At 57.9% G+C, this 15,406-nt stretch carries 12 protein-coding genes; 7 read left to right on the top strand and 5 right to left on the bottom strand.

The features are described 5' to 3' along the window. The first annotated feature begins 6 nt into the window (after positions 1–6). Complete coding sequence (gene rstB / locus BJ885_RS05470; RefSeq protein WP_047647993.1) at positions 7–1,305, top strand: two-component system sensor histidine kinase RstB; 1,299 nt, start codon at positions 7–9, stop codon at positions 1,303–1,305. A gap of 73 nt (positions 1,306–1,378) precedes the next feature. Next, a complete protein-coding gene (gene tus, locus BJ885_RS05465; RefSeq protein ID WP_121931352.1) occupies positions 1,379–2,308 on the top strand; it encodes a DNA replication terminus site-binding protein in 930 nt (309 codons plus the stop codon). Here tus and fumC read toward each other — a convergent pair whose 3' ends face one another. Next, positions 2,309–3,703 carry a class II fumarate hydratase gene (gene fumC / locus BJ885_RS05460; RefSeq protein WP_048976948.1) on the bottom strand — a complete coding sequence of 465 codons (1,395 nt, stop codon included), beginning with the start codon at positions 3,701–3,703 and terminating at the stop codon, positions 2,309–2,311. It abuts the gene before it with no gap. 139 nt (positions 3,704–3,842) lie between these two features. After that, a complete protein-coding gene (gene fumA, locus BJ885_RS05455) occupies positions 3,843–5,489 on the bottom strand; it encodes a class I fumarate hydratase FumA (RefSeq protein ID WP_029740299.1) in 1,647 nt (548 codons plus the stop codon). A gap of 199 nt (positions 5,490–5,688) precedes the next feature. On the opposite strand from fumA, the gene manA reads away from it, so the two are divergent. After that, positions 5,689–6,864: a mannose-6-phosphate isomerase gene (gene manA, locus BJ885_RS05450; RefSeq protein WP_121931351.1), complete on the top strand. Its 1,176-nt coding sequence runs from the start codon at positions 5,689–5,691 to the stop codon at positions 6,862–6,864. Between the two features lie 99 nt (positions 6,865–6,963). Continuing rightward, the gene (locus BJ885_RS05445) at positions 6,964–8,487 is read left to right on the top strand and encodes a YdgA family protein (RefSeq protein ID WP_121931350.1); all 1,524 of its coding nucleotides are present in this window, start codon (positions 6,964–6,966) and stop codon (positions 8,485–8,487) included. 39 nt (positions 8,488–8,526) lie between these two features. On the opposite strand, the gene BJ885_RS05440 is transcribed toward BJ885_RS05445, so the two are convergent. Then, complete coding sequence (locus BJ885_RS05440; protein ID WP_121931349.1) at positions 8,527–9,381, bottom strand: alpha/beta fold hydrolase; 855 nt, start codon at positions 9,379–9,381, stop codon at positions 8,527–8,529. A gap of 15 nt (positions 9,382–9,396) precedes the next feature. Beyond that, on the bottom strand, positions 9,397–10,377 hold the full coding sequence (locus tag BJ885_RS05435) for an MBL fold metallo-hydrolase (protein WP_121931348.1): 981 nt from the start codon (positions 10,375–10,377) through the stop codon (positions 9,397–9,399). 107 nt (positions 10,378–10,484) lie between these two features. On the opposite strand from BJ885_RS05435, the gene BJ885_RS05430 reads away from it, so the two are divergent. Next, positions 10,485–11,381 (top strand): LysR family transcriptional regulator, encoded by an 897-nt coding sequence (locus BJ885_RS05430; protein WP_121931347.1) that lies wholly within the window; start codon positions 10,485–10,487, stop codon positions 11,379–11,381. Between the two features lie 2 nt (positions 11,382–11,383). Here BJ885_RS05430 and BJ885_RS05425 read toward each other — a convergent pair whose 3' ends face one another. Then, positions 11,384–12,412 (bottom strand): Mal regulon transcriptional regulator MalI, encoded by a 1,029-nt coding sequence (locus BJ885_RS05425; RefSeq protein ID WP_023311457.1) that lies wholly within the window; start codon positions 12,410–12,412, stop codon positions 11,384–11,386. A gap of 177 nt (positions 12,413–12,589) precedes the next feature. Here BJ885_RS05425 and malX point away from each other — a divergent pair, with 177 nt between their 5' ends. Beyond that, positions 12,590–14,182 carry a maltose/glucose-specific PTS transporter subunit IIBC gene (malX, locus tag BJ885_RS05420; protein ID WP_121931346.1) on the top strand — a complete coding sequence of 531 codons (1,593 nt, stop codon included), beginning with the start codon at positions 12,590–12,592 and terminating at the stop codon, positions 14,180–14,182. Between the two features lie 48 nt (positions 14,183–14,230). Further along, complete coding sequence (locus BJ885_RS05415) at positions 14,231–15,403, top strand: MalY/PatB family protein (RefSeq protein WP_121931345.1); 1,173 nt, start codon at positions 14,231–14,233, stop codon at positions 15,401–15,403. Positions 15,404–15,406: the final 3 nt, after the last annotated feature.

Raw genomic sequence — 15,406 nt, 5'->3', positions numbered from 1 at the left:
TATTTAATGAAAAAGCTGTTTGTGCAGTTTTATCTTTTGCTGTTTGTCTGCTTCCTGGTCATGACCATGCTGGTCGGGCTGGTCTATAAATTCACCGCCGAACGTGCGGGCAGGCAGTCGCTGGACGATCTGATGAAAAGCTCGCTCTATCTGATGCGCAGCGAGCTGAGAGAGATCCCGCCGCACGACTGGGCGAAAACCCTCAAAGAGCTGGATCTGAACCTGTCGTTCGATTTACGCATCGAGCCGTTAAAAGATTTTGAGCTGGACCCGCCCGCCATGCAGCGCTTGCGCGACGGGGACATCGTCGCGCTGGATGAGAAATACACCTTTATCCAGCGCATTCCGCGCAGCCATTACGTGCTGGCCGTCGGGCCGGTGCCCTATCTCTATTATCTGCACCAGATGCGTCTGCTGGACATGGCGCTAATGGCCTTTATCGCCATTTCGCTCGCGTTTCCGGTCTTTATCTGGATGCGCCCGCACTGGCAGGACATGCTGAAACTGGAATCCGCCGCGCAGCGTTTTGGCGAAGGGCATTTTACCGAACGCATTCACTTCGACAGCGGTTCCAGCTTTGAACGTCTGGGTGTGGCCTTTAACCAGATGGCCGATAACATCAATGCCCTAATCGCCAGTAAAAAGCAGCTGATCGACGGGATTGCCCACGAGCTGCGCACGCCGCTGGTTCGCCTGCGCTATCGTCTGGAGATGAGCGAGAATCTGACGGAAGCGGAGTCTCAGGCGCTTAACCGCGATATCGGCCAGCTTGAAGGGCTGATTGAGGAGCTGCTGACCTATGCGCGCCTCGATCGCCCGCAAAACGAGCTGAACCTCAGCACGCCGGACCTTCCCGCCTGGCTGCAAACCCACATCGATGACGTTCAGAGCGTGAACCCGCAGCGCACGCTGTTAACACGCGTCACGCCGGGTGATTACGGCGCGCTCGATATGCGCCTGATGGAGCGCGTGCTGGACAATCTGATGAACAACGCCATGCGCTACAGCGAAAGTACGCTACAGATCGGGCTGGATTTGCAGGGCAATCAGGCCAGCCTGACGGTGGAGGATGACGGGCCGGGGATCGCCCCGGAAGCGCGAGAAACCGTGTTTGAACCATTTGTCCGCCTCGACCCCAGCCGCGATCGCGCCACTGGCGGATGCGGCCTGGGGCTGGCGATTGTCTACTCTATCGCGCAGGCGATGGGCGGCACGGTGCATTGCGAAGAGAGCGAGCTCGGCGGCGCGCGCTTCTGCTTTAGCTGGCCGGTGTACCATAACATCGCCCTTCCCGTCCCTGCCTGACCTCAACTGCACGCTGGCCTGACCCGGCGTGCTGTGTTATATGATAAGTATGTTGTAACTAATGAGAATGCTTATGGCGACCTACGATCTCCTCGAACGGCTGAACAGCACGTTTCGGGAAATAGAACACGAGCTCCTGACCCTGACCGAACGTTTGCAGAGCTGCCGCCTGCTGGCCGCGCGCGTCTTTACTCTCCCCGAGGTGGCTAAAGGGGCCGAGCACGACCCGCTGAACGCCATCGAGGTTGAACAGCACATCGGCAGCGCCGCCCTTGAGCTGGCGCTGAAGCACTATCGCCGCCTGTTTATCCAGCAGCAGTCAGAAAACCGCAGCAGTAAGGCGGCCGTGCGTCTGCCCGGCGTGATCTGCCTGCAAACCGATGCGACAACGCGCGACGCGCTGGAAAGCCAGATTACCCATATCAACACCCTGAAAGCGGCATTTGAAAAGATCATCACCGAAGAGTCCGGCCTCGCCCCTGCCGCCCGGTTTGAATGGGTGCACCGACAGCTTCCGGGGCTGATTACCCTGAACGCCTATCGCACGCTGACGGTACTGCGTCACCCCGCCACGCTGCGCTTCGGCTGGGCGAATAAGCACATCATTAAAAACTTCACCCGGGATGAAATTCTGGCGCAGCTGGAGAAAAGCCTGAAGACGCCGCGCACCGTCGCGCCGTGGTCGCGTGAGCAGTGGATTGAGCGCCTGGAGCAGGAGTATCACAGCATCGCCTCGCTGCCGGCGGACACGCGCCTCAAGATAAAGCGCCCGGTGAAGGTGCAGCCTATCGCCCGCGTCTGGTATTCCGGCCAGCAAAAACAGGTTCAGTATGCCTGCCCTACGCCGCTGATTGCGCTTTATGATGCCGATCGGGGGGGCATCGTGCCGGATATTGGTGAGCTTTTGAATTACGATGCGGACAATGTCCAGCACCGTTACAGACCTCAGGCGCAGCCGCTACAGCTGATTATTCCGCGGCTGCACCTGTACGTGGCGGGATGATTATTTCAGGCTGCCGACCATCGCTTCCGGACGAACCCAGGCGTCGAACTCTGCCTCCGTGAGATAGCCCAGCGCCAGGGCGGAGGCTTTCAGCGTCAGCCCCTCTTTATGCGCTTTTTTAGCGATCTCGGCGGCTTTGTCGTAGCCGATATGGGTATTCAACGCCGTCACCAGCATCAGGGATTCATTGAGCAACTGGCTGATACGCTCGCGATTCGGCTCAATGCCTACCGCACAGTGCTCGTTAAAGCTCTCCATTCCGTCCGCCAGCAGACGAATTGATTGCAGAACGTTGTGGATCACCATCGGGCGATAGACGTTCAGCTCGAAGTTGCCGGACGCACCGCCCAGGTTGACGGCCACGTCGTTGCCCAACACCTGACAGCAGAGCATGGTCATGGCTTCGCACTGGGTCGGGTTCACTTTACCCGGCATGATGGAGCTGCCCGGCTCGTTTTCCGGAATGCTGATTTCACCGATGCCGCAGCGCGGACCCGAGGCCAGCCAGCGCACGTCGTTGGCGATTTTCATCAGCGAGGCCGCCAGCCCTTTCAGCGCGCCGTGGGTGTGGACCAGCGCATCGCAGGTCGCCAGCGCTTCAAACTTATTGGGCGCCGTGACGAACGGCTGCCCGGTGATGTTTGCCAGTTCCTCCGCCACGCGCACCGCGTATTCTGGATGGGTGTTTAACCCGGTCCCGACCGCCGTTCCGCCGAGCGCCAGCTCCGCCAGGTGCGGCAGGCTGTACTCAATATGCTTCAGGTTATGTTCCAGCATCGCCACCCAGCCGGAAATCTCCTGGCCGAGCGTCAGCGGCGTGGCGTCCTGCAGGTGCGTACGGCCAATTTTGACGATGTCGCGGAAGGCCTGCGCTTTCTCGTTGAGCGTGGCTTTCAGCACGTTGAGCTGCGGAATAAGCTGCTCGCGGATAGCAATCACCGCCGCCACGTGCATCGCCGTCGGGAAAACGTCGTTAGAACTCTGGCTTTTGTTGACGTCATCGTTCGGATGGACCTTACGCTCCATGCCGCGCACGCCGCCCAGCAGTTCGCTGGCCCGGTTCGCCAGCACTTCGTTCATGTTCATGTTGCTCTGGGTGCCGGAACCGGTCTGCCAGATGGCGAGGGGGAATTCATCGGGATGCTTACCCGCCAGCACTTCGTCGGCGGCGTTGATGATGGCGGTCGCTTTGTCCGCCGTCAGCAGGCCTAAATCCTGGTTCACTTTCGCGGCGGCGCGTTTGGTGAGCGCCAGCGCCTGAATCAGCGAGACGGGCATTTTTTCGGTCGAAATACGGAAATGCTCCAGCGAACGCTGGGTTTGCGCGCCCCAGAGCTTGTCAGCCGGGACGTCGATGGCGCCCATCGAATCTTTCTCATGGCGTACCGTGGTCATTACTTTCTCCTTGATAACAAAAGAGGGATTGCTCACATGCTTAAGGGATAAGTATTGATGACTTCTGAGAAACGATATGGCGCTTTGTGCGCTCTTATTGGTGTCGGGTGGCGCTGGCGCCACCCGACAATTTACAGAATTACTTCACGCACGCCGAACACTGGGACGACTGGATCTGCTTGAAGAAGTCGTTGCCTTTGTCATCCACCAGGATAAACGCCGGGAAGTCTTCCACTTCAATTTTCCAGATCGCTTCCATACCCAGTTCCGGGTATTCCACGCACTCCAGGCTCTTAATGCTGCCCTGCGCCAGAACCGCTGCCGGGCCGCCGATGCTGCCGAGGTAGAAGCCGCCGTGCTTGTGGCAGGCATCCGTCACCTGCTGGCTGCGGTTGCCTTTCGCCAGCATGATCATGCTGCCGCCGTTGGCCTGCAGCTGGTCAACGTACGAGTCCATACGCCCTGCGGTGGTTGGGCCTAACGAGCCGGACGCGTAGCCTTCAGGCGTTTTTGCCGGGCCTGCGTAGTAGATCGGATGATCTTTAATGTACTGCGGCAGCCCTTCGCCGTTGTCCAGACGCTCTTTCAGCTTCGCGTGCGCGATGTCGCGGCCCACGATGATCGTGCCGTTCAGCGAGAGACGGGTCGAGACCGGATACTGCGAAAGCTGCGCCAGAATCTCTTTCATCGGACGGTTCAGGTCGACGCGAACCGCTTCACCCTCACCCGCTTTACGCAGCTCTTCCGGGATGTATTTGCCCGGGTTGTTTTCCAGTTTTTCGATCCACACGCCTTCACGGTTGATCTTCGCCTTGATGTTGCGATCCGCAGAGCAGGACACGCCCATCCCGACCGGACAGGAGGCACCGTGACGCGGCAGACGTATCACGCGCACGTCGTGGGCAAAGTATTTGCCGCCAAACTGCGCGCCGAGGCCCAGATTGCGAGCTTCTTCCAGCAGTTCCTGCTCAAGCTGTACGTCGCGGAACGCCTGGCCGTGCTCGTTACCTTCGGTAGGCAGGCCGTCGTAGTATTTGGTTGAGGCCAGCTTGACGGTTTTCAGCGTACTCTCCGCCGACGTACCGCCGATCACAAACGCGATATGGTACGGCGGGCACGCCGCGGTGCCGAGGGTGCGCATCTTCTCAACCAGGTAGTTCTTCAGCTTGCCCGGGGTGAGCAGCGCCTTGGTTTCCTGGTAGAGGTAGGTTTTGTTGGCCGAACCGCCGCCCTTGGCGATACAGAGGAATTTGTACTCGTCACCGTCGACGCTGTAGAGATCGATCTGTGCAGGCAGGTTGGTGCCGGTGTTGACCTCTTTGTACATATCCAGCGCCGCGTTTTGCGAGTAGCGCAGATTGTCTTCGGTGTAGGTGTTGTAGACGCCGTGCGCCAGGGCCGCTTCGTCACCGCCGCCGGTCCAGACGCGCTGGCCTTTTTTACCGACGATGATCGCCGTGCCGGTGTCCTGACAGGTAGGCAGAACACCTTTCGCGGCGATGTCTGAGTTACGCAGGAACTGCAGGGCAACGTATTTATCGTTTTCGCTGGCCTGCGGGTCGCTCAGGATATCGGCAACCTGCTGCTGGTGCGCTGGGCGGAGCATAAACGAAGCGTCGTGGAAAGCGTGCTGCGCCAGCAGCGTCAGCGCCTGCGGATCGACCTTGAGGATCTCTTGTCCTTCAAACTCAGAGACGGAGACGTGATCGCGGGTTAACAGGTAATACTCGGTCCGATCCTTACTAAGGGGGAAAGGATCCTGATAATGGAAGGGTTTATTCGACATTGGTCTCTCACTTACTGCTTCGGTCTGTTTATTCAGGGCAGATGTTCCGCTGCCCGGCTTAAAAGCGAGTCAGCTTATCCTACACAATTTTTTAACAAAAACTGAGACTAGTACGACTTTTTACATCCACAGGTTACTTCCATGAGGTTTATTGCTTTAATACCCGGAGTTAATTCCATAATTGAATCAGGGCTTGATAATGCAAAAACTCATTAACTCAGTGCAAAACTACGCCTGGGGAAGTAAAACTGCGTTAACGGATCTCTACGGTATCGCGAACCCGAACAACCTGCCGATGGCAGAACTGTGGATGGGTGCGCACCCGAAGAGCAGCTCAAAAATTGAAGACGCCAGCGGCCAGGTACGCAGCCTGCGTGACGTGATTGATGCCGATAAAGCCGCGCTGCTGGGCGACAAGGTGGCTCAGCGCTTCGGCGAACTGCCGTTCCTGTTTAAGGTGCTGTGCGCCGACCAGCCGCTCTCCATTCAGGTTCACCCGAACAAGAAAGCCTCTGAAATCGGCTTTGCGAAAGAGAACGCGGCGGGTATTCCGTTAGACGCAGCCGAGCGTAACTACAAAGATCCTAACCACAAGCCGGAGCTGGTCTTTGCGCTGACCCCGTTCCTGGCGATGAACGCGTTCCGCGAGTTTTCAGAGATCGTTTCCCTGCTGCAACCGGTCGCGGGTGCCCACAAGGCTATCGCCCACTTCCTTGAAAACCCGAACGCTGACGCGCTGAGCCAGCTGTTTGCCAGCCTGCTGAATATGCAGGGTGAAGAGAAATCTCACGCGCTGGCGGTGCTGAAAGCGGCTCTGGGCAGCCAGCAGGGTGAACCGTGGGAGACTATCCGTCTGATCTCCGAATTCTACCCGGACGACAGCGGCCTGTTCTCCCCTCTGCTGCTGAACGTGGTGAAGCTGAACCCGGGCGAAGCGATGTTCCTGTTTGCCGAAACCCCGCACGCCTACCTGCAGGGCGTGGCGCTGGAGGTGATGGCCAACTCCGATAATGTGCTGCGCGCGGGCCTGACGCCGAAATACATCGATATTCCTGAGCTGGTTGCCAACGTGAAGTTCGTGGCGAAACCTGCCGTGGAGCTGCTGACTCAGCCGGTGAAAAACGGCGCAGAGCTGGACTTCCCGATTCCGGTTGAGGATTTTGCCTTCTCCCTGCACGACCTGAGCCAGGCCGAAACCGCCATCGCGCAGGAAAGCGCGGCGATTCTGTTCTGCGTGGAGGGCGAAGCGACGCTGCGCAAAGGCGAACAGCGTCTGGTGCTTAATCCCGGTGAGTCAGCATTCGTTGCAGCCAATGAATCTCCGGTCAGCGTAAACGGCACCGGTCGTCTGGCGCGCGTTTTCAATAAGCTTTAAGCACTTACTGAATTTTTTAACAACTCTTGCTAAGCTAGTTGCAGGCTTAATATCTCCAGGCGGTTTTTACCGCCTGGTTTCATTTTAGGGATAGTCGCAATGAAAAAATCGGTCGTAGCGGTTGGAGTGATTGTAGCGTTAGGCGTGGTCTGGACGGGTGCCTCCTGGTTTACCGGGAAACAGCTGGAAGGCCGTCTGGCTGAGATGGTGGCGCAGGCTAACGGAGAGATTAAGCGCAGCGCGCCGGAGGCGGGCCTTGAGCTGAGCTACCAGAATTATCATCGCGGCGTGTTTACCAGCCGTATGCAGCTGGTGGTGAAGCCGGTTGCCGGTGCTGAAAACGGCTGGCTGAAACCGGGCCAGAGCGTGGTGCTGGACGAGGTGGTGAGCCACGGCCCGCTGCCGCTGGCGCAGCTGAAGTCCTTTAACCTGATCCCGTCGATGGCTTCTGTTCATACCGTGCTGGTGAATAACGACGTCACCAAACCGCTGTTTGACCTGGCGAAGAATGAGTCGCCTTTCGACATTAATACCCGAATTAGCTATGCCGGTGACACAAGTTCCGATATTGCCCTGAAAGCGCTGAACTACGAGAAAGAGAATGAGAAAGTCGCCTTCAGCGGCGGTCACTTCAAACTGGACGCTGACCGCGACGGAAACGTGTTCTCCCTGACGGGTGAAGCGGAAAGCGGCCTGGTCAATGCCGTGAACGAATATAACCAAAAAGTTCAGCTAACCTTCAACAACCTGAAAGCCGACGGCAACAGCCGAATGACCGATTTCCAGGAGCGTATCGGCGATCAAAAACTGTCTCTCGACAAGGTTGCCATTGCGGTTGAAGGAAAAGAGATGGCCGTGCTGGAAGGTATGGACATCAACGGCAAATCCGACGTTTCCAAAGACGGTAAAAGCATTAACACGCAGCTGGATTACACGCTGAAGAGCCTGAAGGTGCAGAATCAGGATCTGGGCACCGGCAAACTGTCACTGAAGATCGGCAATATCGACGGCCAGGCGTGGCACGAGTTTAGCCAGAAATACAGCAAAGAGAGCCAGGCGCTGCTGACCGATGCCGCGCTGCAGCAGAACCCTGAGGTATATCAGCAGCAGGCGATGGCGGTACTGTTCAACAACCTGCCTGTCCTGCTGAAAGGCGAGCCGGTGGTCACCGTTGCGCCGCTGAGCTGGAAAAACAGCAAAGGCGAAACCAGCTTCAACCTGTCTCTGTTCCTGAAAGATCCGGCAACCGCAACGGGTGACCCGCAGACGCTGGCGCAGGAAGTGGATCGCAGCGTGAAGTCGCTCGACAGCAAGCTGACCATCCCGATGGATATGGCGACCGAGTTTATGACCCAGATTGCGAAGCTGGAAGGCTACGGCGATGAAGACGCCGGCAAGCTGGCGAACCAGCAGGTGAAAGGCCTGGCGGCCATGGGCCAGATGTTCCGCATCACTAAAGTGGAAAACAACACGATTTCCACCAGCCTGCAGTACGCCAACGGCCAGGTCACGCTCAACGGCGACAAGATGCCGCTGGAAGACTTCGTCGGCATGTTTGGTATGCCGACGCTGGGGATGCCGGAACCGGCAGCACCGGCCGAACCGGCGGCACCGCAGCAGTAAACGTCAAAACCCCTCGTATGAGGGGTTTTTTATTGCCCGCTAGCTTTTCCATCCAGCCAGGAAATCCAGCAGAAGCGCGTTCACTTTCTCTGGCTGCTCCTCCTGCGGCAGATGGCCGCACTCATCAATACCCTCCGCCCGCAGGTTTTCCGCCATTTCGGCCCAGACGCTTTCCATATCGAAAAGTTTGCCGACCGCATGAAAATCATTACCCCACAGCGACATTACCGGGCAGGTGATTTTCACCTCAGCGTCAGCCATATCCTGCGCCACATCCTCTGCGTTGGCGCGATAGTCAGCCATCGCGCCGCGCACGGCGCCCGGCGCCTGATACGCCCGAACATAGGTGTCAAACGACTCGCCGCTAATGGTCGACGGATTGAAGGTCCAGTCCGAGAAAAAGTGGCGTAGCCAGATATGCTCCCGACCCGCAATCAGCGCTTCCGGCAGGTCTGGCACAAGATGAAACAGGAAGAACCAGTACGCACGCGCAATCGACGCATTCAGATCGCGCGCCACAATACGCGTTGGCACGTTATCCATCACCACCAGTCGATCCACCAGCTCAGGGTAATCTTTTGCAAACCGCGTCGCGACGCGCGCCCCGCGATCGTGCCCCACCAGCACCACTTTCTGTAAACCCAGCACACGCATTAGTTCCCGGATGTCCCGCGCCATGTTGCGCTTATCATAGCCAGAAGCAGGTTTATCCGTTTCGCCATACCCGCGTAAATCTGGCGCAATCACACGATAGTGTCGGGACAAAACGGGTATCTGGTAGCGCCAGGCATAGTTTGTTTCTGGAAAACCATGCAGAAGAATAACCGGTGCGCCTTCACCCTCTTCTACGACGAACTGTCGGATACCGTTCTCCGTTACGGTGTAACTTTTCATGCTCGTCACCTCACTTTATTTCAGCAGAGGCACATTGGCCGCACGTTGATAAGGACCGTAATTGACAGGATTCCAGCTATAGCCCTGCTGCCCGGAAGTGATATGCCCGATACCAGGGAAAGGCAGATGCGCTGCGGCCATCCACTCACCGTCTTTTGCCAGCGCGTTAAACTCCTGCGCCCTGGTTGAGATGGCTTTTTTCGGATCGACATCAAAGCGAATAGACACTTCAGGGTGCGGGAACTGGACGGCAGGAGCATGAATCAAATCCCCAATGAAGTTTATAGCCGTCCCCTGCGACGCGAAGCGATAAACGGTACTGCCTGGCGTATGACCAATGGCATATGACGTCTGGACTTCCGGGACAGGCGAAGCTGGCGGGACGAAGGTTTTAAGGTGTCCGGCGGCTTTATACGCGGACAGCGCATGCCTGGCGATAGCGAAATACTCCTTCGCATTAGCCGGTGCGCTCGCTTCTTTTGCGGGGTCAAGCCAGTAGTCGGCCTCCCCCTGCGGTACATAGACGGTGGCATTGGGGAACAACGCCTTGCCCTCCGCATCGCTCAGGCCGCACACGTGGTCAAGATGCAGGTGGGTCAGGAAAATGGTATCAACCTGCTCGGGACGATACCCTGATGCGTTCATATTGCTGACCAGCTGGCCGGCCGTTTCCGCCATGCAGTGGCCACCCCCGCTGTCAATCATGACCAGGTGTTTACCGGTATTCACCAGAAAGGCGTTAAAGGCGGTAGGCATGCGTTCGGCATCAATTTTGTGTTGAGCCAGCAGTTCGCGAACCTTGTCCCCTGAGAGCCCGTGTAGTAAGGCAGGCGAAAGATCGTTATAGCCGTCGAACAGCGCCGTCACCTCATATTCCCCGACTGCCAGACGATAATAGCCCGGCACCTGCTGTTTCACCTGCGCCGGGGCATCTGCCCACGATGTGCTTGCCAGGAGCAGGCCGCTGAGCGCCAGAACCGTTTTCAACTTTTTCATCTTCACTCCAGATTGATATTTTTCAGGTTGTGAAGAGACTATGGCAGCGTAACGATAAATAATGTAGATATGTACTTTGATAAGTCAGCGTAACGAAAATCGATACAATGAAGCTGGAAGACGTTGAAGTGTTTGTCGAAGCCGTCAAGGCGGGTAGCCTGGCGGGCGCCGCGCGTCGGCTCTCTGTGAGCGCCATGGCGGCATCACGGTCTCTTAATAATCTTGAGGCTGAACTGGGGGTCAGGCTGGTGCACCGCACCACGCGTTCCCTCTCACCCACCAGCGACGGGGCCGTTTTTTTGCCCCATGCGCAGGCGTTGCTGGAAGATAAAAATAACGCGCTGGCCGATCTGTTTCCCGAGGGGACGCATCTTTCCGGACGTCTGCGCATTACCGCCTCAGCGGGGTTTGGCCGTAAGATCGTTGCTCCCATGCTGACCCGGTTCATGCAGCAACATCCCGCCCTGCAGGTCGATTTACTCGCCACCGACGAACAGGTTGATATTGTCGGAAAAGGCATAGACGTGGCGTTACGCATTGCGCCGCTGCGCGATAACCGGCTGGTTGCCCATCGCCTGTGTCACAACCCTCGCGATCTCTGCGCCAGCGCGGCGTATCTTGCCGCGAATGGCTATCCAAAATCGTTTAACGATCTGGCGGGACACAGCTGTCTGACCACGTCAGATACCGTCCACTGGTCATTCGAACAGGGCGAACAGCGCTACAAACAAAAGGTGTCGGGCCGATTCACCGCGAACTCTATTGAGGCAATTTTCGAAGCCTGCCTGGGAGGGTTGGGGATCGCCAATTTATCCCGCTGGTACGTAGAGTCGGCGTTCAGAGAGGGTAAACTCGTGCGGATCGTCCTGGAGGACGCTCAGCCGGAATCGCTGGCCGTTTGGGCGGTTTACCCGACCTCCCGGCTGATCCCGGCAAAAGTACGAAAGTTTGTGGAAGCGCTGGAAGCCGAACTGTTGCTCAATCCGCTAACGCAGCCCACCTGATATCATTTCACCGTCACCAGCCGCGCCGCCACAATCTGGTGCCCGGCCTGCACATCCGTATTGTCGATGCGCTGCATGATCCTGTCCGCCAGCGTGTAGCCCATCTCCCGCGCAGGGGTGGTAGCCCAGACGATCGGCAGATCGTCTAGCGCATTTTCACCGACGTCGGCGAACGCCCCGAGCGCCACCTGGTGGCCGAAGAAGGTTTCCACCCCGCCCTCGCCGCTCTGACGCCCGGCGCGGATCAGGCCAAACCAGGCGCCCATGGCAATCACATCGTTGTAGCAAATCACGGCGCTGATCGTCGGACTGCTGCGCAGCAGCGCGCCTATCGCTTCCGCCGCTTTCTTCTGGCTGGATTCACACTCGACGACCCATTCGCTGTGGAACGGCAGGCCGTATTTTATTAGCGTCGCGCAGTAGCCGCCGACCCGCTCGGCGCGCGTCAGGGACGAGCTTTTCCCACCCAGCCAGGCAATGCGCTGATGCCCGCGACGAATCAGATGCTCGGTCAACATTTGTGCGGCCTGCATGTTATCCGGGCGAAGCGTATCGGCCTCGTCCAGGTAGCTGGCGCGCGAAGCAAACACCAGCGGCACGCCTTTTTCGGCGGCGCGCTCGCACAGCTCGCTGCCCACGCCAGACGCTCCGGCGACGATCACCCCGTCAACACCCTGGTTCAGCAGCATATCGAGCCGGGAGAGAAGCTGATCGGCCTCGCGACCGCCGTGCAGAAGAAAGACCATCCGCCCCTGCGCTTCAAGCGCTTCGGTTAACCCGGCGGTCAGCTCCGCATAGAAAGGTGACGTCAGGTCGCGAACAATCAGGCCAATCACTCCGCTTTGCCCGCCGCGCAGCGCCGACGCCTGACGGTTACGCACAAAACCCAGCTGCTCAACCGCCTCGTTCACCCGCTGACCGGTCGCAGGAGAGATGCGCCCTTTTCCGCTCAGCACCAGAGAAACGGTGCTGACGGAAACGCCCGCCGCCAGCGCAACATCGTTGATGGTGATTTTTTTCGCTACAGCCATGTGTTGGCGTGACTCCCTGAAATGAGATCGGTAAAACGTTTTATCAATACGTTATCTTTATACTACCAGTCAAAGCCTGAGAATGTGATTTAGCGCGCACTAAACTTTGATAAAACGTTTTATCTTCTCGCAGCATTGAAGCAGACAAACTGATTTTAACAATAAAGGAGTCGTTTTATGACGGCGAAAGCAGCACAAAAAATATCGCTGTGGGAATTTTTCCAGCAACTGGGTAAAACCTTTATGCTGCCTGTGGCACTCCTCTCGTTCTGCGGGATCATGCTCGGGATCGGCAGCTCGCTGAGCAGTAAAGACGTCATCACGCTGATCCCGTTCCTCGGTACCCCGGTGCTGCAGGCGATCTTTATCTGGATGAGTAAAGTCGGCTCCTTTGCGTTTAGCTTCCTGCCCGTCATGTTCTGCCTCGCCATCCCTCTGGGCCTGGCGCGCGAAAATAAAGGCGTCGCGGCGTTTGCCGGTTTTGTGGGCTACGCCGTGATGAACCTGGCGGTTAATTTCTGGCTGACCGCGAAAGGCATTCTGCCGACCACCGACGCCGCCGTGCTGAAAGCCAACAACATTCAGAGCGTGATCGGTATCCAGTCTATTGATACCGGGATCCTCGGGGCAGTGATCGCGGGTGTGATTATCTGGATGCTGCACGAGCGCTTCCACAATATCCGCCTGCCGGATGCCCTGGCCTTCTTCGGCGGTACCCGCTTTGTGCCGATTGTTACCCTGGTCGTGATGGGTCTGTTCGGTTTAATCATTCCGCTGATCTGGCCGGTCTTCGCGATGGGCATCAACGGTATTGGCCGCATCATCAACGGCGCGGGAGATTTCGGTCCGATGATCTTCGGCACCGGCGAGCGTCTGCTTCTGCCATTTGGCCTGCAGCATATTCTGGTGGCCCTGATTCGCTTCACCGAAGCGGGCGGTACGATGGAGGTGTGCGGTCACGACGTGAGCGGCGCGCTGACCATCTTCCAGGCGCAGCTGAGCTGCCCGACCACCCACGGCTTCTCCGAAAGCGCCACCCGCTTCCTGTCCCAGGGTAAAATGCCTGCGTTCCTCGGCGGCCTGCCGGGTGCCGCGCTGGCGATGTACCACTGCGCGCGCCCGGAAAATCGTCATAAAATTAAAGGCCTGCTCATTTCCGGCGTGATCGCGTGCGTCGTGGGCGGTACCACCGAGCCAATCGAATTCCTGTTCCTGTTCGTCGCACCGGTGCTGTACCTCATCCACGCGGTGCTGACCGGTCTGGGCTTTACCGTGATGGCGGTGCTGGGCGTTACCATCGGCAACACCGACGGCAACGTGATCGACTTCGTGGTGTTCGGCATCCTGCACGGCCTGTCCACCAAGTGGTACCTGGTGCCGGTCGTGGCGGCTATCTGGTTCGCGGTGTACTACGGCATCTTCCGCTTCGCCATCACCCGCTTTAACCTGAAAACGCCTGGCCGCGATACCGATACGGCAAGCAGCGTTGAACAGGCGGTTGCCGGGACCGTGGGCAAATCTGGCTACAACACACCGGCCATTCTGGCGGCGCTGGGCGGTGCGGATAACATCACCTCTCTGGACAACTGTATTACCCGCCTGCGTCTGTCGGTGGCGGATATGTCAAAAGTGGATACCAACGCCCTGAAAGCCAACCGGGCCATCGGCGTGGTACAGTTAAATCAGCACAATTTGCAGGTGGTCATCGGCCCGCAGGTCCAGTCGGTGAAGGATGAGCTGGCTACCCTGATGCGAACAGTAGAAGCCTGATGCCTCAGCCCCCTCTCATGAGGGGGTTTTACTTTAAGGATTAACGTCATGTTTGATTTCTCTACCGTCGTGGATCGACACGGCACCTGGTGTACGCAGTGGGACTACGTCGCCGACCGCTTTGGCGCGGCCGACCTGCTGCCCTTCACCATCTCGGATATGGATTTCGCCACCGCGCCCTGCATTACCGACGCGCTGCATCAGCGCATTAATCATGGCGTGCTGGGCTACAGCCGCTGGAAGAACGATGAGTTTCTCGCTGCCGTCGCGCACTGGTTCCAGCAGCGCTTTAACAGCACGATTGATACGGAAACCGTCGTTTATGGTCCTTCCGTTATCTACATGGTGTCAGAGCTGATTCGTCTCTGGTCACACCCCGGCGACGGCGTGGTGGTTCACACCCCGGCATACGACGCGTTTTACAAAGCTATTGAAGGGAATGCGCGTCATGTGGTGCCCGTGGAGATGGAAAAGCATGCCGCAGGCTGGCAGGGAAATATGGCGGCGCTGGAAGCGGCGCTGGCGAAACCTGAAAACAAGATTTTACTGCTGTGCAGCCCGCAAAACCCAACCGGCAAGGTCTGGACGCGGGATGAGCTGACGCAGATGGCTGAACTGTGCGCACGCTATGACGTGGCGGTTATCAGCGATGAAATCCATATGGATATGGTGTGGGGAGAGCATCGTCACACGCCGTGGAGCGCGGTGGCGCGCGGCAAATGGGCGCTTCTCACCTCCGGCTCGAAAAGCTTTAATATTCCGGCGCTAACGGGCGCTTACGGCCTGATTGGCGATGAAGCGAGCCGTAACGGTTATCTCAGCGCGCTAAAAGGCCGGGACGGGCTCTCTTCCCCTTCCGTGCTGGCGCTAACGGCGCATATCGCCGCCTATCAGCAGGGAGCGCCGTGGCTGGATGCCTTGCGGGGTTATCTGGAAGAGAATCTGTTGTATATCGCAAGGGAAGTAAACCGCACCTTTCCGAAGCTGAACTGGCAGCCGCCCGAAGCGACCTATCTGGCCTGGATTGATCTGCGCCCGCTGAACATTGACGATCGGGCGCTGCAAAAAGTGCTGATCGAGCAGCAAAAAGTCGCCATCATGCCGGGATATACCTACGGCAAAGAGGGAAACGGTTTTGTTCGCCTGAACGCCGGCTGTCCGCGCAGCAAGCTTGAACAAGGGGTGCAACGCCTCATTGCCGGTATTAACACGCTCCTTTAATCG

It is taken from the genome of Enterobacter sp. WP_7_1 (genome assembly GCF_003688535.1).
Taxonomy (GTDB): domain Bacteria; phylum Pseudomonadota; class Gammaproteobacteria; order Enterobacterales; family Enterobacteriaceae; genus Enterobacter; species Enterobacter asburiae.
The sequence above is the reverse complement of the archived record's forward strand: the minus strand, read 5'-3'. Positions and strand labels throughout refer to the sequence as shown.